The sequence below is a fragment of the Streptomyces luteolus genome (assembly GCF_029968015.1).
In the GTDB taxonomy this organism is placed as follows: Bacteria; Actinomycetota; Actinomycetes; order Streptomycetales; family Streptomycetaceae; genus Streptomyces; species Streptomyces luteolus.
In genome coordinates this window covers 1-22,780 of the sequence record NZ_JASCIS010000046.1, presented here as the reverse complement: position 1 = coordinate 22,780, position 22,780 = coordinate 1, and the positions used below count along the sequence as shown (strand labels likewise).

The window sequence follows — 22,780 nt, the reverse complement described above, 5'->3', positions numbered from 1 at the left end:
GGAACTGCGCAATCTTGTGCGCGCACCCACGACGGCGCGGCAGACGAATCACGACGGGGGCGCAGCCCGGCGGGGGCTGGGGCTCACCCCATGAGCCCCATCTCCCTGGCGATCAGCATCCGCTGAACCTCACTGGTCCCCTCCCCGATCTCCAGAATCTTGGAGTCCCGCCACATCCGAGCCACGGGGAACTCATTCATGAACCCGTACCCCCCATGGATCTGCGTGGCCTCGCGCGCGTTGTCCACCGCCACCGTCGACGAGTACAGCTTCGCCAGCGCCGCCTCCTTCTTGAACGGCTCCCCGCTCACCAGGCGCGAGGCCGCGTCCCGCCAGGCCAGGCGGGACGTGTGCGCCTTCATCTCCATGTCCGCCAGCTTGAACTGGATCGCCTGGTTGTCCCCGATCGGCCGCCCGAAGGCCCGCCGCTCCTTCGCATACCGCAGTGACTCGTCGACACAGCCCTGCGCCAGACCCGTCGCGAGCGCCGAGATCGCGATCCGGCCCTCGTCCAGGATCCGCAGGAACTGCGCGTACCCACGGCCCTCCTCACCGAGCAGGTTCTCCACCGGCACCCGCACGTCGGCGAAGGACAACTCCCGGGTGTCCGAGGCGTTCCAGCCCACCTTCGAGTAGGGCTCCGCGACCGTGAAGCCGGGCGTCCCCGACGGCACGATGATCGACGAGATCAGCGGTCTGCCGTCCTCGGTTCTGCCGGTCACGGCGGTCACCGTCACCAGGCCGGTGATGTCCGTACCGGAGTTGGTGATGAAGCACTTCGTGCCGTTGATCACCCATTGGTCGCCTTCCCGCACCGCCGTCGTGCGCGTGCCGCCCGCGTCCGAACCGCACTCCGGCTCCGTCAGGCCGAACGCGCCCAGGATCTCGCCGGAGCACATCCGCGGCAGCCACTCACGCTTCTGCTCCTCGGTGCCGAAGGAGTACACCGGCATCGCACCGAGCGACACCCCGGCCTCCAGGGTGATCGCCACCGAGGAGTCGACCCGCGCCAGCTCCTCCAGGGCGATGCCGAGGGCGAGATAGTCCCCGCCCATGCCGCCGTACTCCTCGGGGAACGGCAGCCCGAACAGGCCCATCCGCCCCATCTCGCGGACGATCTCGTACGGGAACTCGTGCCGCTCGTAGAAGTCCCCGATCTTGGGGGCGACCACGTCGTGCGCGAACTCCTCGACGGTGCGCCGCAGTTCCTCGTGCTCGGCGGAGAGCCGGTGGTCCAGAGACATCGTGGTCACTCCTCGGTTTTCTGTACGGCCTTGTGGGCCTCGGGGTTCTGCGTCTGCCGTCCGGCGGTGCGGAGGGGTGTCTCCGGTGGTTCCGCTTCGGTCCCCGCGAGGGCCCGGACGGTGCGGGACGGGCTGGGTCGGCCCAGGTGCCCGGCGAGCCAGGTGCTGGTGGCGGTGAGCGCGGTGAGGTCGACCCCGGTCTCGATGCCGAGGCCGCGCAGCATCCACACCAGGTCCTCGGTGGCGAGGTTGCCCGTGGCGCTCTTCGCGTACGGGCAGCCGCCAAGCCCGCCCGCCGAGGCGTCCACGGTGGTCACGCCGTGCTGCAGGGCGGCCAGGGTGTTGGAGAGGGCCTGGCCGTACGTGTCGTGGAAGTGCACGCCGATCGCCTCGGTGCCGACGCCCTGGTCGTTGAGCCCGGTCAGCAGGGCGCGGACATGGCCCGGTGTGGCCACGCCGATGGTGTCGCCGAGGCTCAGCTCGTCACAGCCGAGGTCCATCAACGCCTTTGCCGTGCCCACCACTTGATCGACCGGGACCGGCCCTTCCCAGGGGTCGCCGAAGCACATCGACAGGTAACCGCGCACATGCACCCCGGCGCCCTTCGCCCGCGCCACGACCGGCTCGAACATCGCCAGGGACTCCGCCACCGAGCGGTTGAGGTTGCGCCGCGCGAAGGACTCGGTGGCGGAACCGAAGACCGCGATACGGCGCGCGCCCAGGTCCAGGGCCCGGTCGAGCCCGCGTTCGTTCGGCACGAGCACCGGAAGGTGTACGCCCTCGATGTCTCCGAGCCGCGGGAAGAGCTGCTCGGCATCGGCGAGTTGGGGCACCCACTTGGGGTGGACGAAGCTGGTCGCCTCGACCGTGTCCAGGCCGGCCGCCGCAAGCCGGTGCACGAACTCCGCCTTGACGTCGGTCGGCACCGTCGCCTTCTCGTTCTGCAGCCCGTCCCGCGCACCCACCTCATGGATCCGCACACGCGCGGGGAGCCCTGCGGCGGGGACGGTCATGGGGAGGGCTACGGGGCCCTTTCCCGTGCTGGTGCCTGTGCCTGCGCCTGTGCCTGTGCCTGTGCCGGTGTCGCCGTCGATGCCCGCGCTCATCGCGCCGCCTCCTCGTCCTTCGGGGCGGCCGCCTCGGCGCCCGGCGCGGTCCCGGGGGCCGTCGCGGTGTTGGCGTCCGTCGCGCTCCCGGTGCCCGGCGCGGACTCGGTGCCCGGCGCCGACTCGGCCGGGTCCTCGTCGGGCGCGACCACTGCGAGGATCTGGTCCATGGCGACCGTCGTCCCGGGCGTGACGTCGAGTTCGGTGACCGTGCCCGCGTGCGGCGCGGAGATGACGTGCTCCATCTTCATCGCCTCGACCACCAACAGGCTCTGCCCCGCCGCCACTTGATCGCCGACGGCCACCTTCACCACCGTGACCGTGCCGGGCATCGGCGCCGTCATCGCGTCCACCCCTGCATGCGCCCCACCGGTCAGCGAGGCCGCGACCCGGTCGTACGACTGCACCTGCCAGGCGTCGCCGTCCCGGCCCAGCCAGTCGCCCGCGCGGTGGAAGGTGTGCGTGACGCCGTCGAGGGTGACCGTCACGCGGTCCTCCGTGACGCGGGCGCTCTCGTCGCTCACCGCGCGGGTGACGGGTTCGAGCCCCGGCACCCGGAGGTCGAAGTCGAGCGGAGCGGGCCTGCCGCCGAGGCGCCAGCCCGACGGCACCGAGAACGGGTCGACCCAGCCGCCGGCCTCCGGCGCCAAGACGTCCCGGCGCACCGCGGCCGCCGCCTCGTACACCTCGTCCGGGACCGAAGGGTCCACCAGCTCGTCCGCCACCCGCTCGACCAGGCCCGTGTCCAACTCCCCGGCCACCACGTCCGCGTGGGCGAGCAGGCGGCGCAGGAAGCCCGCGTTGGTCGGCACGCCGAGCGTGACCGTGCGGGCGAGGGCGGCCCGCAGCCTGCGCAGCGCGGTCGCCCGGTCCGGGCCGTGCGCGATCACCTTGGAGAGCATCGGGTCGTAGAGGCTGCCGATCTCCGTGCCTTCGGTGAGCCCGGAGTCCGTCCGCACTCCGTCGCCCTGCGGTTCGTGCAGCGCGAGGACGGTGCCGCCCGAGGGGAGGAATCCGCGGGCGGGGTCCTCGGCGCAGACCCGCGCCTCCACTGCGTGCCCGGAGAGTCTGATGTCCTCCTGGCCGTAGGGCAGTTGCTCCCCGGCGGCGACGCGCAGCTGCCACTCCACCAGGTCGATCCCGGTGATCAGCTCGGTGACCGGGTGCTCCACCTGGAGACGGGTGTTCATCTCCATGAAGTAGTACGCCGAGGGGTCGTCGCCCGGCACGATGAACTCCACGGTGCCCGCGCCGACATAGCCGCAGGAGCGGGCCGCCTGGACCGCCGCCTCGCCCATCGCCGCGCGTGTGGCCTCGTCAAGGAGGACCGACGGCGCCTCTTCGATGATCTTCTGGTGGCGGCGCTGCAGGGAGCACTCGCGCTCGCCTAGGTGGATCACGTTCCCATGGCCGTCCGCGAGGACCTGGATCTCGATGTGCCGGGGCCGGTCGACCCAGCGCTCCACCAGCAGCGTGTCGTCCCCGAAGGAGGCCCGCGCCTCGCGCCGGGCGGCGGCGATCTCCTCCAGGAGCGCCGATTCGAGCCGCGTCAGCCGCATGCCCTTGCCGCCGCCGCCCGCCGAGGGCTTGAGGAGCACCGGCATGCCGATCTCCCGTGCCGCCTCGGCCAGTTCGTCGTCGCTCAGGCCGGAACCCGAGGAGCCGGGGACCACGGGGACACCGGCGGCCCGCACGGTCTCCTTGGCGCGGATCTTGTCGCCCATCAGGGAGATGGCGTCGGCTGGCGGCCCGATGAAGGTCAGGCCGGCCTCGGTGCAGGCTCGCGCGAACCCGGCGTTCTCCGCGAGGAAGCCGTAGCCGGGGTGCACCGCCTGGGCGCCGGTCCGGGCGGCCGCTTCGAGGAGCCGCTCCACGGACAGATAGCTCTCGGCCGCGGGCGGCGGTCCGATGCGCACGGCCGTGTCGGCCTCGCGCACATGCCGGGCGTCGGCGTCCGCGTCGCTGAACACGGCCACCGAGCGCACTCCGAGCTCGCGCAGCGTGCGGATGACGCGGACCGCGATCTCGCCTCGGTTGGCGACCAGGACGGTGTCGAACATCGGCGCCGCGGCCGCGGATCCGGAGCGCGTGGCCCCGGCGGGAGCAGGGGAATCGGCGGTCGAAGCTGTGGACGTCGTCAGGGGCGTGGACGTCGAAAGGGGCGTGGAAGTCATGGTCCTCACATCCGGAAGACGCCGAAGCCGGGCGCCGCGTCGTCCTTCTCGGGCAGGGGGGCGTTGGCGCAGGCGGTCAGGGCGAGCCCCAGCACCTGGCGGGTCTCCAACGGATCGATCACGCCGTCGTCCCAGAGCCGGGCCGTCGCGTAATAGGCGTTGCCCTGGGACTCGTACTGCGCGCGGATGGGGTCCTTGAAGGACTCCTCGTCCTCGGCCGGCCAGGTCTCGCCGCGCGCCTCCATCTGGTCGCGCTTGACGGTCGCGAGCACCGAGGCCGCCTGCTCGCCGCCCATCACGGAGATCTTGGCGCTCGGCCACATCCACAGGAAGCGCGGTGAATAGGCGCGACCGCACATCGAGTAGTTGCCCGCGCCGTACGAACCGCCGATGACGACCGTCAGCTTGGGTACGCGCGTGGTGGCCACCGCCGTGACCATCTTGGCGCCGTGCTTGGCGATGCCGCCCGCCTCGTAGTCCCTGCCGACCATGAAGCCCGAGATGTTCTGCAGGAACAGCAGCGGGATGCCGCGCTGGTCGCACAGCTCGATGAAGTGCGCGCCCTTCTGGGCGGATTCGGAGAACAGGATGCCGTTGTTGGCGACGATGCCGACCGGGTGGCCGTGGATCCGGGCGAAGCCGGTGACCAGCGTCGTGCCGTACTCCGCCTTGAACTCCTGGAAGCGGGAGCCGTCCACCACGCGCGCGATGACCTCACGGACGTCGTACGGCGTGCGCGAGTCCACCGGCACCGCGCCGTACAGGCCGTACGGATCGACCTTGGGCTCCTCGGCCGGAGTCACGGTCCAGGGGAGGGGGCGGCGCGCGGGGAGCGTCGCCGTGATGTTGCGCACGATGCGCAGCGCGTGGGCGTCGTCCTCCGCGAGGTGGTCCGTCACGCCGGAGACTCGTGAGTGCACCTCGCCGCCGCCCAGCTCCTCGGCGGTGACCACCTCACCCGTGGCCGCCTTCACCAGCGGCGGGCCGCCCAGGAAGATCGTGCCCTGGCCCCGCACGATCACCGCTTCGTCGCTCATCGCCGGGACATAGGCCCCGCCCGCCGTGCAGGAGCCGAGCACGGCGGCGATCTGCGGGATGCCCTGGCCCGACATCTGCGCCTGGTTGTAGAAGATCCGCCCGAAGTGCTCGCGGTCCGGGAAGACCTCGTCCTGCATGGGCAGGAAGGCGCCGCCCGAGTCCACCAGGTAGATGCAGGGGAGGCGGTTCTCCAGGGCCACGGCCTGGGCGCGGAGGTGCTTCTTGACCGTCATCGGGTAGTAGGTGCCGCCCTTGACCGTGGCGTCGTTGGCCACGATCACGCACTCGCGGCCCGAGACCCGGCCGATCCCGGCGATGACTCCGGCGGCCGGTGCGTCCCCGCCGTACATCCCCTCCGCCGCGAGCGGGGCCAGCTCAAGGAAGGGGGAGCCGGGGTCGAGCAGGGCGTCCACACGCTCCCGGGGCAGCAGCTTGCCGCGCGCCACATGCCGGGCGCGGGCCTTCTCGCCGCCACCCGCCTCGGCCCGCGCGAGCTTTCCGCGCAACTCCTCGACGAGTGCGTGGTGCGCCGACTCGTTGGCCCGCCAGGCCTCCGAGGCGGGATCCGCCCCACTGTGAAGGACCGGTGCCTGCTGCATCGCCTGAGCTCCCTTGCTCGTACGACTGCCGATTACGACTGCTGGTGACGACTGCCTGTTGCGCCGCGCGACGGCCTCGCACGACGTTAATGACCGTTAACTCGCTCCTCCAGGTTAACGACCGCTAACCGCCCTGTCTAGAATGAATTCATGAGCACCACCAGCGCGGCCCTGACGCGCCGCGAGCAGATCCTCAAGGAGGCCGCCCGCCTCTTCGCCGAGCGTGGATTCCACGGCGTCGGCGTCGATGAGATAGGGGCCGCCGTGGGCATCAGCGGCCCCGGTCTCTACCGCCACTTCGCGGGCAAGGACGCGATGCTCGCCGAACTTCTCGTCGGCATCAGCGGCCGCCTCCTGACGGGCGGCAAGCGGCGCGCGGCCGAGGCGCGCAGCGGTGGCGACGCGGCCGAGGTGCTGCTCGACTCGCTGATCGAGGGGCACATCGACTTCGCGCTCGACGACCGCCCGCTGATCACCCTGCACGACCGCGAGCTGGACCGGCTGCGCGACAGCGACCGCAAGCTGGTCCGCCAACTGCAGCGGCAGTACGTGGAGTTGTGGGTCGAGGTCGTGCGTGAGGTCTATCCCGCCATGGTCGAGTCGGAGGCGCGGGCGACGGTGCACGCGGTCTTCGGCCTGCTCAACTCAACGCCGCACCTCAGCCGCCCCGGCGCGCTGCCCGGCCGTACCGTGATGGCGACGCTGCTGCACCGCCTGGCCCGCGGCGCCTTCGCGGCGGCCGCTTCGAACGGCGCGGCCTGAGTCGAGGGAGCCGCGCGGTCCGAGCGCGGGCGAATGTGAGCCGATCCGCAGATCGTCCGCTCTGGACAGCCTTGGCGACTGCCGGGTAACTTCAGTCTGAGCAAGCGCTTAGCCAGCGCGCTGTGCGGTGTGCCGAAACCGGTGTGCCGACGCGCCGCCCACAGCGACCCGAGCCAGACGACCAGGAGGCCGACCGTGCGCCGTACCGTTTTCAATGAGGACCACGAGGCGTTCCGGGAGACCCTGCGCGCCTTCATCGAGACCGAGGTCGTCCCCGTCTACGACGAGTGGTTCGAGGCCGGTCAGGCGCCCCGCGACTTCTACTACAAGCTCGGTGAGCTGGGTGTCTTCGGCATCCGCGTGCCCGAGGAGTTCGGCGGCGCGGGCATCGACTCGCACAAGTTCGAGGCCGTCATGTACGAGGAGACCGCCCGCGCCGGCGTCTCCTTCGGCGGCTCCGGTGTGCACGTCCTGCTGGGCCTGCCGTACATCCAGATGCTCGCCACCGACGAGCAGAAGAAGCGTTTCCTCCCGAAGTTCGTCACCGGCGAGGAGATGTGGGCCCTCGCGATGACCGAGCCGGGCACCGGCTCCGACCTCGCGGGCATGAAGACCACCGCCAAGCTAACCGAGGACGGCACGCACTACGTCCTCAACGGCGCCAAGACCTTCATCACCGGCGGTGTGCACGCCGACAAGGTCATCGTCTGCGCCCGCACCTCCGCGCCGACCGCCGAGGACCGCCGCTTCGGCATCTCGCTGTTCGCCGTCGACACCAAGTCCGAGGGCTACTCCGTCGGCCGCAAGCTGGACAAGCTGGGCCTGAAGACCTCCGACACCGCCGAGCTGGCGTTCGTCGACGTGCAGGTGCCCGTCGAGGACCTGCTCGGCGAGGAGAACAAGGGCTTCTACTACCTCGGCCAGAACCTGCCGTCCGAGCGCTGGGGCATCGCCTTCGGCGCGTACGCGCAGGCCAAGGCCGCCGTGCGGTTCGCCAAGCAGTACGTCCAGGACCGCTCCGTCTTCGGCAAGAGCGTCGCCTCGTTCCAGAACACCAAGTTCGAACTGGCCGCCTGCCAGGCCGAGGTGGACGCCGCCGAGGCCGTCGCCGACCGCGCGCTCGACGCTCTGGACGCCGGTGAGCTGACCCCCGCCGAGGCCGCCTCCGCGAAGCTGTTCTGCACCGAGGTCGCGCACCGCGTCATCGACCGCTGCCTCCAGCTGCACGGCGGCTACGGCTTCATGAACGAGTACCCGATCGCCCGCCTCTACGCCGACAACCGCGTCAACCGCATCTACGGCGGCACCAACGAGGTCATGAAGATGATCATCGCGAAGGACATGGGTCTGTGACCTCAGAGCTCGACGCCCTGCTCGATCTGCTCGACCTGGAGCGGATCGAGCGGGACATCTTCCGTGGCCGGTCGCGCTCGGCGATCGTGCCCCGGGTGTTCGGCGGCCAGGTCGCGGCCCAGGCCCTGATCGCCGCCGGCCGCACGGTCCCCGAGGGACGCGCGGCGCACTCCCTGCACGCCTATTTCCTGCGCCCCGGCGACCCGGGCGCCCCGATCGTCTACACGGTCGACCGCATCCGCGACGGCAGATCCTTCACCACGCGACGCGTGGTGGCGGTTCAGCACGGACAGCCGATCTTCCACCTCTCCGCGTCCTTCCAGGAGTACGAGGAAGGCCTGGAACACCAGGTGGACATGCCCGCGGCGCCCGACCCGGAGTCGCTGCCCACGGCCGCCGAGATGCTGCCCCGGCACCTTCCGGCCGACGTCGCCGAGCGCTTGATCGAGGCCCGCGCGGCCGTCGACCTGCGCTATGCGGACATCCCGCCGTGGGGCAGCGTCGGTACCCCGCGCGCACCGCGCTCCCAGGTGTGGTTCCGCACCAACGGCAAGCTCGTGGACGACCCCCTGCTGCACGTCTGCCTCGCCACGTACGTCTCCGACATGACGCTGCTCGACTCGGTACTGCTCGCCCACGGGCGCGGCGGCTGGGCGGTCGGTGACGTGGTGGGCGCCTCGCTCGACCACGCGATGTGGTTCCACCGGCCGTTCCGCGCCGACGAATGGCTGCTCTACGACCAGGAGTCGCCGTCGTCCTCCGGCGGGCGCGGCCTCGGTCAGGCCGGGATCTACACGCAGGACGGACGGCTCGCGATCTCCGTCATCCAGGAGGGCGTGGTGCGGGTACCGCGCGGTACCTGAGCGAAAGCCGCTTCCTGAGCGAAAACCGCTTCCTGTGCGATCGGCGAATTGCGATCGGCGAAATCGGCCTCCACGCGCGCGGGGTGGCCGATGTCGCGGTCACGCCTCCGGAGTGAGCCCCGCCGAGTCCAGCAGGTACGCCGTCATCGGGTCGTAGAAGCGCGGGTCGGTGACGTGGTCGTCGAGCGGGACCGTGACCTGCACGGTGCCCTCGGCCTCGCCGATGAACAGCGCCGGGTCGTTGCAGTCCGCGTACCCGACCGAGTCCAGGCCGCGCTGACCGGCGTACCCGGCCCAGCCGTGGTCCGCGACGACCAGGTCGGGCTGGGGGCGGCCCTCGCGCTCCAGGCCGTCCAGGATCGCCTTCATGGGCTGGGGGGAGTGGGTGTGCCACAGGGTGGCGCCGCGCTCCAGGACCGCCACGTCGGCGAACTGGAAGACGTAGCCCTCGTCGGCGGTGAGCCCGGCGGGGATCACCACGATCTCGCAGCCGGCCGCGCGCAGCGCCGTCGCCGTCGCGCGGTGCACGTCGAGCAGGCCGCCGGGGTGGCCGGTCGCGAGCAGGACGCGCTCCTTGCCCGCGGCCGCCTTGCGCAGCCGGGCCGCCATCCGCTCCAGGGCGTCGACCGTCAGGTCCGGGTCGATCGTGTCCTGGCCCGTACGGTGCCCGGGGTCGTCGACCACACCGCACCGCTCGGCCATCACCGCGAGCACGTCCTGCTCGTCGGTCCAGCGGTCGCCGAGCTCCAGGCCCAGCCAGTAGTGGCGGTCGCCGTTCGCGAGCTTGCGGTAGTGGGAGAGGTTGTTGTCGCGGGGTGTGGCGACGTCACCGGCGATACGGGTGCGGACAAGGTGGTCGACTAGTGCGGCACGGCTGGGTATCGGCATGCCCCCCATTGTGCCGTCGCCGCCGGGCGGCCGGGCCCGCTGTCCCGAACCCTGGACCCGCTCCGTACGCGGAAAACCGCACCCAAGGGACCCATGGGGCGGAATCAGGAGTTCCGTAGGGCGAACCACAACTCCATGCGCACATCCGGATCGTCCAGATCCGTTTCAAGCAGCGTGGAGCAGCGGGCGATCCGCTGCCGGACGGTGTTGCGGTGCACGCCGAGTGCCGCGGCCGTACGGTCCCAACTCCCGTGCAGAGAGAGCCAGGTGCGCAGGGTCTCCACCAGTGCCGGGTTTCCCGCGACCGGTTCGAGCAGCACGCGCGCGTGCGCCTCGGCCTCCGCGGGCGCGACGAGCGCGGCGAGCCCCGACTCCCGGTCGAGCACCAGCGGCGCCCGGGTGACCTCCGCGCGCCGCAGCGCCCGCGCCGCGCGTGCGTCGGCCGCGCCCAGGTCCGCCACGTCGGCGGGAGCGGAAACCCCGAGCGTCCAGCCGGGCGGCGGGTCCAGGGCGTGGTCGGCGGGGACGAGCAGCCGTACGACGTCGGTCTCGGGATCGTCCTCGGCGGGGTCGACCAGGGGCGTGCCGAGGGACACGGCGAGCGCCGACGGGGAGGGCCGGGTCCGCTCGGCGCGGGACGGCAGCACGCGCGCGTGCACCACGCGCCACGCCTCACTCCCGAGCAGTGCCCCGGCCCGCTCCGGACCGGCACCGAGCAGCAGCCGGACGAGCGCCGCCGAACGGGCACCCTCCGAGGCGCTCTGATGCTCACCGGCGAGCAGCGAGAGCAGCACCACCGCGGCCCCGGTGATGGTGTGATCGCCCGCCGCGCGGTGCTCGGTCGCGACGCCGAGCGCGAATCCGCGACCGCCGCCCAGGGCGTACGCGGTCAGGTGCACGGGACCGGCCGTGTCGGCGGCCGAGGTGGGCGCGCCCGGCGTCGCGCGGCGCACGACGGCGGTCAGCTCGCGCAGCGCCGTACGGGCCGCATCGCCGGTCCGGCCCGCGGACTGCAGCTCCGTGCCGTCCGGCCCGTACAGGAGCGCCGCCCCACCGAGGCGGGTGGCCAGCTGGCGCAGGACCGCCGGGACCGGATCCGGCCGCGCCGCCGCGGTCGCGAGGCCCTGCTGCGCCTCGGCGACCCGGCGCAGCTCGGCGTGCCGCGCCTCCGCCATCAGCCGCCACACCGCGCGTGCCACCCCGCTGAACGTCGTCCGCGGCGGCACCTCGACCAGGGGCAGGCCGTGCCGGTCGCAGGCCTCCACCAGGGCGGGCGGCACCGTGTCATGGACCGGGGCCACACCGAAGCCGAGCGCCGCGCCGCCCGCCGCCACGACCCGCGCCACATACGCGTCCAGGTCGCCGTCCCCCGCCTCGCCGATGTGCACGCCGGCCGTCAGGAGCAGTTCGCCGCCCAGCAGGTACGGGGACGGGTCGGCCAGTTCGGAGGTGTGCGCCCAGTGGACGACGGTGCCCGCCTCGCGCGCGTCGGGGCCGGCGATCTGGCGCAGGCCGAGCGAGTCGAGGGCGAGCAGCGCGGACAGCGCCACCGGGGCCACCGGAGGGCCTGGCGGCGTGGAGGAGGGCAGAGGCGGCGAAGTGGGCATGAGGGGTGGACGTTCCCTCCATTCGTGATGCGGGAAGTGGAGGAAACGTACACTTCAGGGTTGCTTTCAGGCCACCTTAAAGTCGTGCCGACCACTGGCCACGGGTACGGGCGGATGTCCCCATGGCCGGTCACCCCCCACCCCGTATCTGCACGACACGCCACCGAGGTGCGCAAGGAGGGCCGCATGGCCGTCGACTACACAGTGATCGTCATCTATCTCGCCGGCATGCTCGCCATGGGCTGGTGGGGCATGCGCCGCGCCAAGTCCAAGAGCGAGTTCCTGGTCGCCGGGCGCCGCCTCGGACCGTGGTTCTACTCCGGGACGATGGCCGCGATCGTCCTCGGCGGCGCCTCCACCATCGGCGGCGTGGGCCTCGGCTACCAGTACGGCCTGTCCGGTGCCTGGATGGTGTTCACCATCGGCCTCGGCATCCTGGCCCTGTCGATCTTCTTCTCGGCGCGCATCGCGCGTCTGAAGGTCTACACCGTCTCCGAGATGCTCGACCTGCGCTACGGGGGCCGCGCGGGCGTCATCTCCGGCGTCGTCATGTGGGCGTACACGCTGATGCTCGCCGTCACCTCGACCATCGCGTACGCCACCATCTTCGACGTCCTCTTCGACGTCCACCGCACCGTGGCGATCATCCTCGGCGGCACCATCGTCGTCGCCTACTCGACCCTCGGCGGCATGTGGGCGATCACGCTCACCGACATGGTGCAGTTCGTCGTCAAGACGATCGGTGTGCTGCTCCTGCTGCTGCCCATCGCCGTGATCAAGGCGGGCGGCTTCAGTGAGATGAAGGCCCAGCTGCCGACCGAGTACTTCGACCCGCTGGGCATCGGCGGCGAGACGATCTTCACGTACGTGCTGATCTATACGTTCGGCATGCTCATCGGGCAGGACATCTGGCAGCGCGTCTTCACCGCCCGCAGCGACAAGGTCGCCAGCATGGGCGGCGCCGCGGCCGGCACGTACTGCCTGGTCTACGCGATCGCCGGCGCCGTCATCGGCACCGCGGCCAAGGTCATGTACCCGAACCTGGAGAGCGCCGACGCCGCGTTCGCCACCATCGTCAAGGACGAACTCCCCATGGGCGTGCGGGGCCTGGTGCTCGCCGCCGCGCTCGCCGCGGTGATGTCCACCTCGTCCGGTGCGCTCATCGCCTGCGCCACCGTCGCCAACAACGACATCTGGTCGCGGCTGCGCGGCATCGTGAAGAGCCCCGGGCAGGACGAGGGGCCGCACGACGAGGTCAAGGGCAACCGCCTGTTCATCCTGATCATGGGTGCCGTGGTCGTTGTCATCTCCATCGCGCTCAACGACGTCGTGCAGGCCCTGACCGTCGCCTACAACCTGCTCGTCGGCGGACTGCTCGTGCCGATCCTCGGAGGCCTCGTCTGGCGCCGCGGCACCGCGACCGGAGCGCTCGCCTCCGTCGTCGCCGGCGGCCTCTCCGTCATCGGCCTGATGTGGCACTACGGCATCCTCGCCAACCAGCCCATCTACTACGGCCTGTTGGCCTCCCTCGCCGTGTACGTCGTCGTCTCCCTGGCCACGCCGCCGACCGACGCCGCCGTCCTCGACGCCTGGCGCGAGCGCCTCGCGGGCCGCGCCGAGGAGCCGGACCAGACCCCGGCGACCCCCGTGACCAGCAGCTGACCCCGTGCGCGGCCCGATTGTCAGTGGGCCGCGCAACACTAGGAATCGCACCCAGCACAGCAGGAGGAAGAACCGACCATGAGCAGCGCCGAGACCCCCACCCCCCGCGGCCCCGTCGACTCCTCCCGCGTCCCGCGCTACGCCGGCCCCGCGACGTACGCCCGCCTGCCCCGCCTCGACGAGGTCGGCGGGAAGACGGACGTCGCGGTCGTCGGCGTCCCGTTCGACACGGGCGTCTCGTACCGCCCCGGCGCCCGCTTCGGCGGCAACGCCATCCGTGAGGCCTCCCGCCTGCTGCGGCCGTACAACCCGGCGCAGGACGCCTCGCCGTTCGCGCTCGCCCAGGTCGCGGACGCGGGTGACATAGCCGCCAACCCCTTCAACATCAACGAAGCGGTGGAGACCATCGAGGCCGCCGCCGACGACCTCCTCGGCACCGGCGCCCGCATGATGACCCTCGGCGGCGACCACACCATCGCCCTGCCGCTGCTCCGCTCGGTCGCGAAGAAGCACGGCCCGGTCGCGCTGCTCCACTTCGACGCCCACCTCGACACCTGGGACACGTACTTCGGCGCCGAGTACACCCACGGCACCCCGTTCCGCCGCGCCGTCGAGGAGGGCATCCTCGACACCGAGGCGCTCTCCCACGTCGGCACCCGCGGCCCGCTCTACGGCAAGCAGGACCTGACCGACGACGAGAAGATGGGCTTCGGCATCGTCACCTCGGCGGACGTCTACCGCAGGGGCGCCGACGAGGTCGCGGACCAGCTCCGCCAGCGCATCGGCGACCGCCCGCTGTACATCTCCATCGACATCGACTGCCTGGACCCGGCCCACGCCCCGGGCACCGGCACCCCGGAGGCGGGCGGCATGACCTCCCGCGAACTCCTGGAGATCCTGCGCGGCCTGTCCTCCTGCAACCTGGTCTCGGCCGACGTCGTGGAGGTCGCCCCGGCGTACGACCACGCCGAGATCACCGCCGTCGCCGCCTCCCACACGGCGTACGAACTGACCACGATCATGTCCCGTCAGATCGCCGCGAGCCGGGAAGGGACCACCGCGTGACCCACGACCACGACCTGGAACTGCTGCCCACCGCCGCCCAGACCGAGGCCGCCCTCAACCCGCCCGCCGGGCGGACCGGGGGAGACCTGGTCGTCGAGACCCTGCGCGGCCTCGGCGCGGCCACCGTGTTCGGCCTGCCCGGGCAGCACGCCCTCGGCATGTTCGACGCGCTGCGCCGCTCCGACCTCAGCTATGTCGGCCTGCGCGTGGAGAACAACGCGGGCTTCGCCGCCGACGCGTACGGACGGGTCACCGGCGAGGCCGCCCCGCTGCTGCTCTCCACCGGACCCGGCGCACTGATGTCCCTCGCCGCCCTGCAGGAGGCCGCCACCGCGAGCGCCCCCGTGCTCGCCATCGGCAGCCAGGTCCCGGCGGCCGGACTCGGCGGCGGCAGACACGGCTATCTGCACGAACTCCGTGACCAGCAGGCCTCGTTCCGGGACGTGGTCAAGTCCGTCCACACCGTCCGTACGCAGTCGCAGATCCCCTCCGCGATCGCCGCGGCCTGGGAGTCCGCGCTCACCGCGCCGCACGGACCGGTCTGGGTGGAGATCCCGCAGGACGTCCTGCTCGCCGAGACGACGCTGCCCGTCGTCACCGCGATGGACGCCACGCCCCGCGAGCTCGTGCCCCGGCCCGAACTGACCGCGGTCGCCGCCGACCTGCTCTCCAAGGCGGAGCGTCCGGTGATCATCGCGGGCGGCGGAGTGGTGCGTTCCGACGCGGCGGGCAAGCTGCTCGCCCTCGCCGAGAAGATCAACGCCCCGGTGGTCACCACCTTCGGCGGCAAGGGCGCCTTCCCCTGGGAGCACCCGCTGTCGCTGCAGTCCTGGATGGAGGACCGGCACACCACCGACCTCCTGGAGGACGCCGACGTCCTGCTCGTCGTCGGCTCCGGCCTCGGCGAACTCTCCTCGAACTACCACACGTTCGCGCCGCGCGGCCGGGTCGTGCAGATCGAGGCGGACGCGGGAAAGCTGGAGTCCAACCACCCGGCGCTCGGCATCCACGCGGACGCCCGCCTCGCCCTCTCGGCCCTGCTCGACACGGTCGAGGAGCGGCCCGACGCGGACGCGGCCGGCCGGGTCGCCGAGCTGCTCGCCAAGGTCAAGGAGCGCCTGGACGGCCAGGAGCTGGCGCTCGAACGGCAGGTCCTCGGCGCGGTCCGCGAGGCGCTGCCCGCCGCGTCGCCGTCGTTCTGGGACATGACGATCCTCGCCTACTGGGCCTGGTCCGCCTGGCCCGGAGCGATGCACTCCGCCCAGGGCGCGGGCGGCCTCGGATACGGCTTCCCGGCCGCACTCGGCGCGGCCGTCGCCGAGCCCACCCGCCCGGTGCTCGCGGTCTCCGGCGACGGCGGCGCGATGTACTCCATAGCGGAGCTCGCCACGGCCCGGCAGTACGACCTCAACGTCACCTGGCTGATCGTGGACGACGGCGGGTACGGCATCCTGCGCGAGTACATGACGGACGCCTTCGGCGAGGCGACGGCCACCGAGCTTTCCCGCCCGGACTTCGTGGCACTCGCCGAGTCCTTCGGGGTGCCCGCGGTGCGGACCTCGGTGGAGACCCTCGCCGAGGACCTCGCCAAGTCCCTCGCGGCGCCCGGGCCTTCGGTCGTCGTGCTGCCGGCGCTGCTGAAGATGTTCGCGCCGACGCATCTGTGAGTGGTCCTCAATCGCCGGACGGGCTGAAATCAGCCCGTCCGGCGTTTGAGGACGAGCCCGCAGGGCGATCTGCGGTGCGGTGCAGGAACGGCGCGGGTTCGACTAGGGCCGCAACCCCTCCCGTACATCCCGACGATCCAGCTTCGCGTCCCGCGCGGCCAGCGGCTTCGCCTTCGCCGGGTCGGACTTGACGGACGCCGGGGCGACACCGGCCCACTCCAGGATGTCGGCCGTCGCCTTCGCCTTCTCGTCGGCGACGAGACCGGCCACGTCGGCCCCGTGGTTGCCGCCGGGCACGGTCACGACGTACGAGTCCTCGGTGCCCCGGCCCGGGCGGAACGGCTCGGCGCCCCACGGGTCGTTCTGGCCGTAGACGAAGAGCATCCGCTCGGCGTTGTGCCGCACCCAGCGGTCCACGTCGCGCATCGCCGACGGGTCGAAGGACATCGGGATGTCGCGCGGCACGAAGGTGCGCGGCGGCTGGTAGCCGTACCGCGTCAGGCCCTTGAGGTGGGGCTGCTGGATGGTGGGCGCGCCCAGCTCGGTTCCGGCCTGGTAGTAGTACGGCGTGTAGTCGGCCAGGCTCTGGTCGGTGTAGGCGGACCAGCCGGCGATCGTGTCGATGTAGTCGAAGAGTTCCTTGTCGCTGACCGCGGCGGCGTCCGGCACGTCGGCGCAGTCCTTCTCCAGGCTGTACTGCCAGAAGCCCCACGCCGTGTCGAGGACGGTCGCCTCGAAGGCCTTGTCGAGGGTGCCCACGGTCTTCACGGTGTAGTCACCCGCGGCCAGGTAGTCCGCGTACAGCTTCTGCATCGGCTCGCGGCGCACCAGCGCCTCCCGCTCGACGGCCTGCAGCGCCTCGCGGCACTCCTTCGGCCCGACGTTCTCGAAGAACCGGTCGTACGCCGAGTCCTCCTTGTTCACCACGTCGTTGGGCGCGACGTACGCGACGACGCCGTCCATGTCGCGCGGGTGGAAACGCTCGTAGTACGTGGCGGTCATGCCGCCCTTCGAACCGCCCGTCGCCAGCCACTTCTTGGTGTAGATCGGCTTGAGGGCCTTGAAGAGGCGGTGCTGGTCGGCGGCGGCCTGCCGGATGTCGAGCTTCGACCAGTCGGCGGGGTCGGGGCGCGACGGGCTGAAGTAGCGGTACTCCAGGGAGATCTGGTTGCCGTCCACGATCTGCGTCGGCTCGCTGCGCCGCGGGGTCGTGGAGACGTGGTAGCCGGACGTGTAGAAGACCGTCGGCCGGGCGGTGTCCTTGTGCAGGACGGTGAGCCGCTGCTCGAACGTGCCCTTGGCGGGCCTGCGGTGGTCGACCGGCTGCGTGTAGCCGAGGACGAAGAAGCGGTAGCCCGGGTACGGCTTCTCCTCGATCAGCCGCATGCCGTCGATGGCGAGCAGCCGGTCCTTGATGTCGGTGGTGGCGGAAGCGTCGTTCGTGGCGGGCTGGTCGGCCCGCGGCGCTGTCTGCGGCTGTGCGGCGGTGGCCGCGCCGGCCGCGCTCACGGTGCCTATGAGCACCACGAGCGACAGCAGCCATCTGAGTGCGTTGCGCATGCACCCTCCCCTGTGTCACGGATGTCCGCCGGAACCTATCGGAGCAACTCTTGTGACACCAGGGGGGATTGGGAGCTCGTGGGGAAGGTCAGTGGGAGCTCAGGGGAAGTTCAGTGGCAGTACCGTGTCCGCTCAGTGGCGGCTCAGTGGCAGTTCAGCACTGGATCCAGCGCGGTTTCAGCGAACCGCCGCCGACCGAGCCGGTCACCTTCACGCAGCGGTGGGCGGCCCGTACCGACAGCGGTCCCGCGTACTTCCGGAACGTGCCGGAGCGGGTCACGGCGCGGTGCCCGCGGGCCTGCAGCGTGACGGACATCTTGCGGGCGCGGCCTGGGTTCTCGGCGTACGTGAGGGCGCAGACGAAACCGGCGCCCTTGAAGACGGTGACCCGGCCGGTCGAGAACGTGAACGTCTTGATCTTGTGGCCCTGGCAGGGGCCCGCAGCGGCGGCCTGGGCGGTGGCGGGGCCGACGAGGGCGAACAGCAGGGCGGCGGCAAGCGTCAGGCAGCCGAGCAGCGTCCGCCGGGTCCGCCGGGGCCGTCGGGTCTGCCAGGTCCGCTGGGTCCGTCCGGGCCGTCCGGTCCGTCCGGGAAATCCGCCTGCACGCGCGCGTGCGGAGCGTCCGGTACCCGAGGCCCGTATCCCACTGTGCACAGTCGCCCCTCCCATTGCTGCAGCGTACTGAAGTACGGACGCTCCCCCTAGAGGGGGCGGTTGCAGGAACGGCCGGAGCTTTACCGGGCCGCAGGGCAACCTCCTGGCGGCACCCGCCGTCGAACAGTCAGAGAGAAAGGCGGACCCCATGGCGAAGAAGCCTCCGCGTACGTCCGGCCGCACCGGCCGGTTACTCCTCGTCGCCGCGACCCTCACCGCACTCGCAGCGGTCCCCGCGGCGGCCGCGGTGCAGACGGAACCCGTACCCGTACAGACTGAAGAACGCTCGGCCGCCGCCCCGTCCCATTCGGGCGGCCCCCGGAACGTCGCCGAGCGCGTGGCGCACTTCTATGCCGCGTACGTCGACGTCGCCTACTCCGCCGACGACCTCGCGGACGACACCGCGGCCACCGAACTCCGCAAGTTCTACCTGACGTCCGAGCTGCGCTCCCGGCTCGCCAAGTGGGAGCAGCAGAACGAGGCCGACGGCGTCCTGATGGCGCAGAACGTGCCGAGCGCCTGGAAGGTCACCCCCGGCGACAGCGGCATGGGCCACACCTGGTCCACGGTCCGGCTCACCTGGGGCAGCGGCCAGGACCGCACGTACACCTACATCGCGGTGCAGTCGGACCTGGCCACCCGGAAGATCTCCGACATCAAGTCGAAGTACTGACCTCGACCTGCGCATCCGGCGACCCCTCCACCGGCTCCCCGATGAACGTGCGCCACAGACGGGCGTACTTGCCGTCCAGGGCGAGGAGTTCGTCGTGCGTGCCGTCCTCCGCCACCCGGCCGTGGTCCATCACCACGACGCGGTCGGCGCGGGCGGCGGTCGTCAGGCGGTGCGCCACCACGAGCGTGGTGCGGCGCCCGGCGAGCCGGTCCGCGGCCGCGTTGACCTGCGACTCGGTGGCCAGATCGAGCGCGGCCGTAGCCTCGTCGAGCAGCAGGATGTCCGGGTCGACCAGCTCGGCGCGGGCCAGGGCGATCAACTGCCGCTGTCCGGCGGAGAGGTTGCGGCCGCGCTCGGTCACCTGGTGCAGATAGCCGCCGTCGAGCCGGGCGATCATCTCGTGCGCCCCGACGCTGCGCGCCGCCGCCTCCACCTCGGCGTCGCTCGCGTCCGGACGCCCGTACGCGATCGCGTCACGGATGGTGCCCTCGAAGAGGTACGCCTCCTGCGGTACCACCCCGAGCCGGTGCCGGTACGAGGCCAGGCCGAGGTCGCGCAGGTCCGTGCCGTCGACGGTGACGCGGCCCGCCGTCGGGTCGTAGAACCGGGCGACGAGCTTGACGAGCGTGGACTTGCCCGCGCCGGTCTCGCCGACGAACGCGACGGTCTGGCCGGCGGGGATGCGCAGGTTGACGTCGGCGAGGGCGGTGTCGTCGGACTCCGCCGCCTCGGCGCCGTAACCGAACTGCACGCCCTCGAAGGCTATTTCGCCGCGCAGGGACGGTACGTCCAGCGGCTGGCCGGCGTTCTTCGTGGACGTCGGCTCGCGCAGCAGCTCCTGGATGCGGCCGAGCGAGACCGTCGCCTGCTGGTATCCGTCGAAGACCTGGGACAGCTGCTGCACCGGCGCGAAGAACAGGTCGATGTAGAGCAGATACGCCACCAGGGCACCCGTCGTCAGCGTGCCCCCGTCGACCCGGTGCGCGCCGAAGATCAGCACCGCGGCCGCCGCCACCGACGACAGGAGCTGCACGAACGGGAAGTACACGGATATCAGCCACTGGCCGCGGATACGGGCCTCGCGGTAGCTGTTGCTGCGCTCCCGGAACCGCGCGGCGCCGGACCGCTCGCGGCGGAAGGCCTGCACGATCCGCAGTCCGGAGACGGACTCCTGGAGGTCGGCGTTGACCACCGAGATGCGCTCACGCGCCAGTTCGTACGCCTTCACGCTGGACTTGCGGAAGAAGTATGTGCCGACGATCAGGACCGGCAGCGTCGCGAACACCACGAGCGCCAGCTGCAGGTCGATCACGACGAGGGCGACCATGATGCCGAAGAACGTCACGACGGACACGAACGCGGTGACCAGGCCGGTCTGCAGGAACGTGGACAGCGCGTCCACGTCGGTGGTCATCCGGGTCATGATCCGCCCGGTCAACTCCCGCTCGTAGTAGTCGAGTCCGAGCCGCTGCAACTGCGCGAAGATCTTCAGGCGGAGCGAGTACAGCACGCGCTCGCCGGTCCGGCCCGTCATCCGGGTCTCGCCGATCTGCGCCGTCCACTGCACAAGGACCGTGAGCAGCCCGAGCGCCGCCGCCGCCCACACCGCGCCGAGCGCGACCTGCTCCACGCCCTCGTCGATGCCGTGCCGGATCAGCACCGGAAGCAGCAGCCCCATACCGGCGTCCACCGCGACGAGCAGCAGCGCGAGCAGCAGCGGCCGCCCGAATCCGCGCAGCAGCCGCCGCAGTCCGTACGACTCCTCCGGAGTGACCGCCCGCGCCTCGTCCACGCGCGGGGTGTCCGTGGCCGGCGGCAGCGCGTCCACCTGCGCGAGCAGCTCGGGCGTCGCCGGAGTGCCCGCCAGAGCGGGATCCTTCGGCTCGCGGTCCCCGGTCCACAGCTTCGGCGTGATCCCGCGCTCGGCGTCGAACTCGGCGTCCAGCTCGGCCCGTACGGAGGTGTCGTCGTCGGCGGCCGTGGCGGGCGCGGCGGGCGCGATGTGGCCGGGGGAGACACCGCCCAGCTCGTCCGGGTCGGTGAGCAGGCGGCGGTAGAGGGCGGAGCGCTCCTGAAGCTCCTCGTGCGTGCCGATGTCGGCGAGGCGGCCGTCGTCGAGCACGGCGATCCGGTCGGCCAGGCCGAGCGTGGAGCGGCGGTGCGCGATCAGCAGCGTCGTACGGCCGGCCATCACGCCCCGCAGGGCCTCGTGGATCTCGTGCTCCACGCGCGCGTCGACGGCCGAAGTGGCGTCGTCCAGGACGAGCAGGCGCGGGTCGGTGAGGATGGCGCGGGCCAGGGCGAGGCGCTGGCGCTGACCGCCGGAGAGGGTCAGTCCGTGCTCGCCGACCTTCGTGTCGTACCCGTCGGGCAGATCGGCGATGAAGCCGTCGGCCTGCGCCGCGCGTGCGGCGGTTTCGATCTGCTCCTGTGTGGCGTCCGGCAGGCCGTACGCGATGTTGGCGCGGACCGTGTCCGAGAACAGGAACGAGTCCTCGGGGACGAGGCCGATCGCGGCGCGCAGCGAATGCAGGGTCAGCTCGCGGACATCGTGGCCGCCCACCAGGACCGCGCCGTGCGTCACGTCGTAGAAGCGCGGAAGGAGCAGCGAGACCGTCGACTTGCCGCTGCCGGAGGCGCCGACGACGGCCACGGTCTCGCCGGGGCGGATGGAGAGCGAGAAGCCGTCGAGCACGGGCTTGGTCGAGGAACCGCCCTCCGAGGCGCTGGAGCCGCCCTCCGAGGCGCTTTCGTACCCGAACGAGACGTCGTCGAACTCGACCGTCGCGGGCGCGTCCGCCGGGAGCTCCTTCGTGCCGTCCTGGAGCGCGGGCTCCGTGTCGACCAGCTCCAGGACGCGCTCCACACCCGCGCGCGCCTGCTGGCCCACGGTCAGCACCATGGCGAGCATCCGGACCGGGCCGACCAGCTGCGCCAGATACGTCGAGAACGCCACGAACGTGCCGAGCGTGATCTGCCCGCGCACCGCGAGCCAGCCGCCGAGCGCCAGCATCGCGACCTGGCCGAGCGCGGGCACGGCCTGCAGCGCCGGGATGTACCGGGAGTTCAGGCGGATCGTGCGCAGCCTCCCCGCGTACAGCTTCCGGCCGACCTCGCGCAGCTTGCCGGTCTCCTGCTCCTCCTGCCCGAAGCCCTTCACGACCCGGACCCCGGACACCGCGCCGTCGACCACGCCCGCGACGGCGGCGGCCTGCGCCTGGGCGTACCAGGTGGCCGGGTGGAGCCGGCTCTTGCTGCGCTTGGCGATGAACCACAGGGCGGGCGCCACGGCCAGGGCGACCAGGGTCAGCGGCAGCGACAGCCAGGCCATGATCACCAGGGAGATCAGGAACAGCAGGATGTTGCCGATGGTCATCGGCAGCATGAAGAGCAGGCCCTGGATCAGCTGGAGGTCGCTGGTGGCGCGGCCGATGACCTGCCCGGTGGACAGCTCGTCCTGCCGCCGCCCGTCCAGCTTCGCGATCGTGTCGTACATGTCCGTGCGCAGGTCGTGCTGCACGTCCAGGGCCAGACGGCCACCGTAATAGCGGCGGATGTACGTCAGTACGTACACCACGACGGCCGCGCCTATGAGGAGCCCGGTCCATACCGCCAGGGAGCGCTTGGGGGTGTCGATGACGTCGTCGATCACCACCTTCGTGATCAGCGGGACGAGCGCCATCACGGCCATGCCCGCGAGGGAGGCGCCGAGCGCGAGTACCACGTCCTTCGGGTACCGCCAGGCGTAGCCCGCGAGCCGCCGAGCCCACCCCTGCTGCTGCTCTGCCCCGGTCACGTATAGGCCTCCCGCCGCTCTGCACTGACGGAATCACCAACGCCCGGGCCTCGGTATTTCATCCCGCT

Annotated in this window: 16 protein-coding genes; 7 read left to right on the top strand and 9 right to left on the bottom strand. The window is 71.6% G+C overall.

Features of this window, described 5'->3' with window-relative positions; genetic code table 11:
• Positions 1 to 83 precede the first annotated feature (83 nt).
• The 4 genes from QIT00_RS31460 to QIT00_RS31445 form a co-directional block, all read right to left on the bottom strand.
• On the bottom strand, positions 84 to 1,244 hold the full coding sequence (locus QIT00_RS31460) for an acyl-CoA dehydrogenase family protein (RefSeq protein ID WP_282538863.1): 1,161 nt from the start codon (positions 1,242 to 1,244) through the stop codon (positions 84 to 86).
• A 5-nt stretch (positions 1,245 to 1,249) separates the two neighbouring features.
• Positions 1,250 to 2,257, bottom strand: a complete 1,008-nt coding sequence (locus QIT00_RS31455; RefSeq protein WP_282538897.1) for a hydroxymethylglutaryl-CoA lyase — start codon at positions 2,255 to 2,257, stop codon at positions 1,250 to 1,252.
• A gap of 89 nt (positions 2,258 to 2,346) precedes the next feature.
• The gene (locus tag QIT00_RS31450) at positions 2,347 to 4,410 is read right to left on the bottom strand and encodes an acetyl-CoA carboxylase biotin carboxylase subunit (protein WP_282538896.1); all 2,064 of its coding nucleotides are present in this window, start codon (positions 4,408 to 4,410) and stop codon (positions 2,347 to 2,349) included.
• Between the two features lie 119 nt (positions 4,411 to 4,529).
• Entirely contained in the window at positions 4,530 to 6,161 is a 1,632-nt protein-coding gene (locus QIT00_RS31445) for a carboxyl transferase domain-containing protein (RefSeq protein WP_282538862.1), read from the bottom strand.
• Between the two features lie 150 nt (positions 6,162 to 6,311).
• On the opposite strand from QIT00_RS31445, the gene QIT00_RS31440 reads away from it, so the two are divergent.
• The 3 genes from QIT00_RS31440 to QIT00_RS31430 all read left to right on the top strand — a co-directional run bounded on the left by QIT00_RS31440 (position 6,312) and on the right by QIT00_RS31430 (position 9,139).
• On the top strand, positions 6,312 to 6,923 hold the full coding sequence (locus QIT00_RS31440; protein ID WP_282538861.1) for an SACE_7040 family transcriptional regulator: 612 nt from the start codon (positions 6,312 to 6,314) through the stop codon (positions 6,921 to 6,923).
• 195 nt (positions 6,924 to 7,118) lie between these two features.
• Complete coding sequence (locus QIT00_RS31435) at positions 7,119 to 8,276, top strand: acyl-CoA dehydrogenase family protein (RefSeq protein WP_282538860.1); 1,158 nt, start codon at positions 7,119 to 7,121, stop codon at positions 8,274 to 8,276.
• On the top strand, positions 8,273 to 9,139 hold the full coding sequence (locus QIT00_RS31430; protein WP_282538859.1) for an acyl-CoA thioesterase: 867 nt from the start codon (positions 8,273 to 8,275) through the stop codon (positions 9,137 to 9,139). The genes QIT00_RS31435 and QIT00_RS31430 overlap by 4 nt, the downstream gene beginning before the upstream one ends.
• A gap of 99 nt (positions 9,140 to 9,238) precedes the next feature.
• Here the strand turns inward: QIT00_RS31430 and QIT00_RS31425 are convergent, their stop codons facing one another.
• Both QIT00_RS31425 and QIT00_RS31420 read right to left on the bottom strand, forming a co-directional pair.
• On the bottom strand, positions 9,239 to 10,027 hold the full coding sequence (locus QIT00_RS31425; protein ID WP_282538858.1) for a phosphatase: 789 nt from the start codon (positions 10,025 to 10,027) through the stop codon (positions 9,239 to 9,241).
• 104 nt (positions 10,028 to 10,131) lie between these two features.
• Positions 10,132 to 11,634 (bottom strand): PucR family transcriptional regulator, encoded by a 1,503-nt coding sequence (locus QIT00_RS31420; RefSeq protein ID WP_282538857.1) that lies wholly within the window; start codon positions 11,632 to 11,634, stop codon positions 10,132 to 10,134.
• A gap of 186 nt (positions 11,635 to 11,820) precedes the next feature.
• Here QIT00_RS31420 and QIT00_RS31415 point away from each other — a divergent pair, with 186 nt between their 5' ends.
• The 3 genes from QIT00_RS31415 to QIT00_RS31405 all read left to right on the top strand — a co-directional run bounded on the left by QIT00_RS31415 (position 11,821) and on the right by QIT00_RS31405 (position 16,028).
• The gene (locus QIT00_RS31415; protein ID WP_282538856.1) at positions 11,821 to 13,296 is read left to right on the top strand and encodes a sodium:solute symporter; all 1,476 of its coding nucleotides are present in this window, start codon (positions 11,821 to 11,823) and stop codon (positions 13,294 to 13,296) included.
• Between the two features lie 78 nt (positions 13,297 to 13,374).
• Positions 13,375 to 14,361 (top strand): agmatinase, encoded by a 987-nt coding sequence (speB, locus tag QIT00_RS31410; RefSeq protein WP_282513286.1) that lies wholly within the window; start codon positions 13,375 to 13,377, stop codon positions 14,359 to 14,361.
• On the top strand, positions 14,358 to 16,028 hold the full coding sequence (locus QIT00_RS31405; RefSeq protein WP_282538855.1) for a thiamine pyrophosphate-binding protein: 1,671 nt from the start codon (positions 14,358 to 14,360) through the stop codon (positions 16,026 to 16,028). The genes speB and QIT00_RS31405 overlap by 4 nt, the downstream gene beginning before the upstream one ends.
• Positions 16,029 to 16,130: 102 nt before the next feature.
• On the opposite strand, the gene QIT00_RS31400 is transcribed toward QIT00_RS31405, so the two are convergent.
• Together QIT00_RS31400 and QIT00_RS31395 are read right to left on the bottom strand one after the other, a co-directional pair.
• On the bottom strand, positions 16,131 to 17,588 hold the full coding sequence (locus tag QIT00_RS31400; protein WP_282538854.1) for a S28 family serine protease: 1,458 nt from the start codon (positions 17,586 to 17,588) through the stop codon (positions 16,131 to 16,133).
• Positions 17,589 to 17,742: 154 nt separating this feature from the next.
• Positions 17,743 to 18,258 (bottom strand): hypothetical protein, encoded by a 516-nt coding sequence (locus tag QIT00_RS31395; RefSeq protein ID WP_282538853.1) that lies wholly within the window; start codon positions 18,256 to 18,258, stop codon positions 17,743 to 17,745.
• Between the two features lie 133 nt (positions 18,259 to 18,391).
• Here QIT00_RS31395 and QIT00_RS31390 point away from each other — a divergent pair, with 133 nt between their 5' ends.
• Positions 18,392 to 18,916, top strand: a complete 525-nt coding sequence (locus tag QIT00_RS31390) for a hypothetical protein (RefSeq protein WP_282538852.1) — start codon at positions 18,392 to 18,394, stop codon at positions 18,914 to 18,916.
• Here the strand turns inward: QIT00_RS31390 and QIT00_RS31385 are convergent.
• Entirely contained in the window at positions 18,900 to 22,712 is a 3,813-nt protein-coding gene (locus QIT00_RS31385; protein ID WP_282538851.1) for an ABC transporter ATP-binding protein, read from the bottom strand. The genes QIT00_RS31390 and QIT00_RS31385 overlap by 17 nt on opposite strands.
• Positions 22,713 to 22,780 lie beyond the last annotated feature (68 nt).

Bases quoted from the DNA above. Each gene is read 5' to 3' on its own strand.
- QIT00_RS31400 (WP_282538854.1), bottom strand. From the start codon at position 17,588: ATGCGCAACGCACTCAGATGGCTGCTGTCGCTCGTGGTGCTCATAGGC.
- QIT00_RS31440 (WP_282538861.1), top strand. From the start codon at position 6,312: ATGAGCACCACCAGCGCGGCCCTGACGCGCCGCGAGCAGATCCTCAAG.
- QIT00_RS31445 (WP_282538862.1), bottom strand. From the start codon at position 6,161: ATGCAGCAGGCACCGGTCCTTCACAGTGGGGCGGATCCCGCCTCGGAG.
- QIT00_RS31420 (WP_282538857.1), bottom strand. From the start codon at position 11,634: ATGCCCACTTCGCCGCCTCTGCCCTCCTCCACGCCGCCAGGCCCTCCG.
- QIT00_RS31455 (WP_282538897.1), bottom strand. From the start codon at position 2,257: ATGACCGTCCCCGCCGCAGGGCTCCCCGCGCGTGTGCGGATCCATGAG.
- QIT00_RS31460 (WP_282538863.1), bottom strand. From the start codon at position 1,244: ATGTCTCTGGACCACCGGCTCTCCGCCGAGCACGAGGAACTGCGGCGC.
- QIT00_RS31390 (WP_282538852.1), top strand. From the start codon at position 18,392: ATGGCGAAGAAGCCTCCGCGTACGTCCGGCCGCACCGGCCGGTTACTC.
- QIT00_RS31425 (WP_282538858.1), bottom strand. From the start codon at position 10,027: ATGCCGATACCCAGCCGTGCCGCACTAGTCGACCACCTTGTCCGCACC.
- QIT00_RS31395 (WP_282538853.1), bottom strand. From the start codon at position 18,258: ATGGGAGGGGCGACTGTGCACAGTGGGATACGGGCCTCGGGTACCGGA.
- QIT00_RS31450 (WP_282538896.1), bottom strand. From the start codon at position 4,410: ATGTTCGACACCGTCCTGGTCGCCAACCGAGGCGAGATCGCGGTCCGC.
- speB (WP_282513286.1), top strand. From the start codon at position 13,375: ATGAGCAGCGCCGAGACCCCCACCCCCCGCGGCCCCGTCGACTCCTCC.
- QIT00_RS31415 (WP_282538856.1), top strand. From the start codon at position 11,821: ATGGCCGTCGACTACACAGTGATCGTCATCTATCTCGCCGGCATGCTC.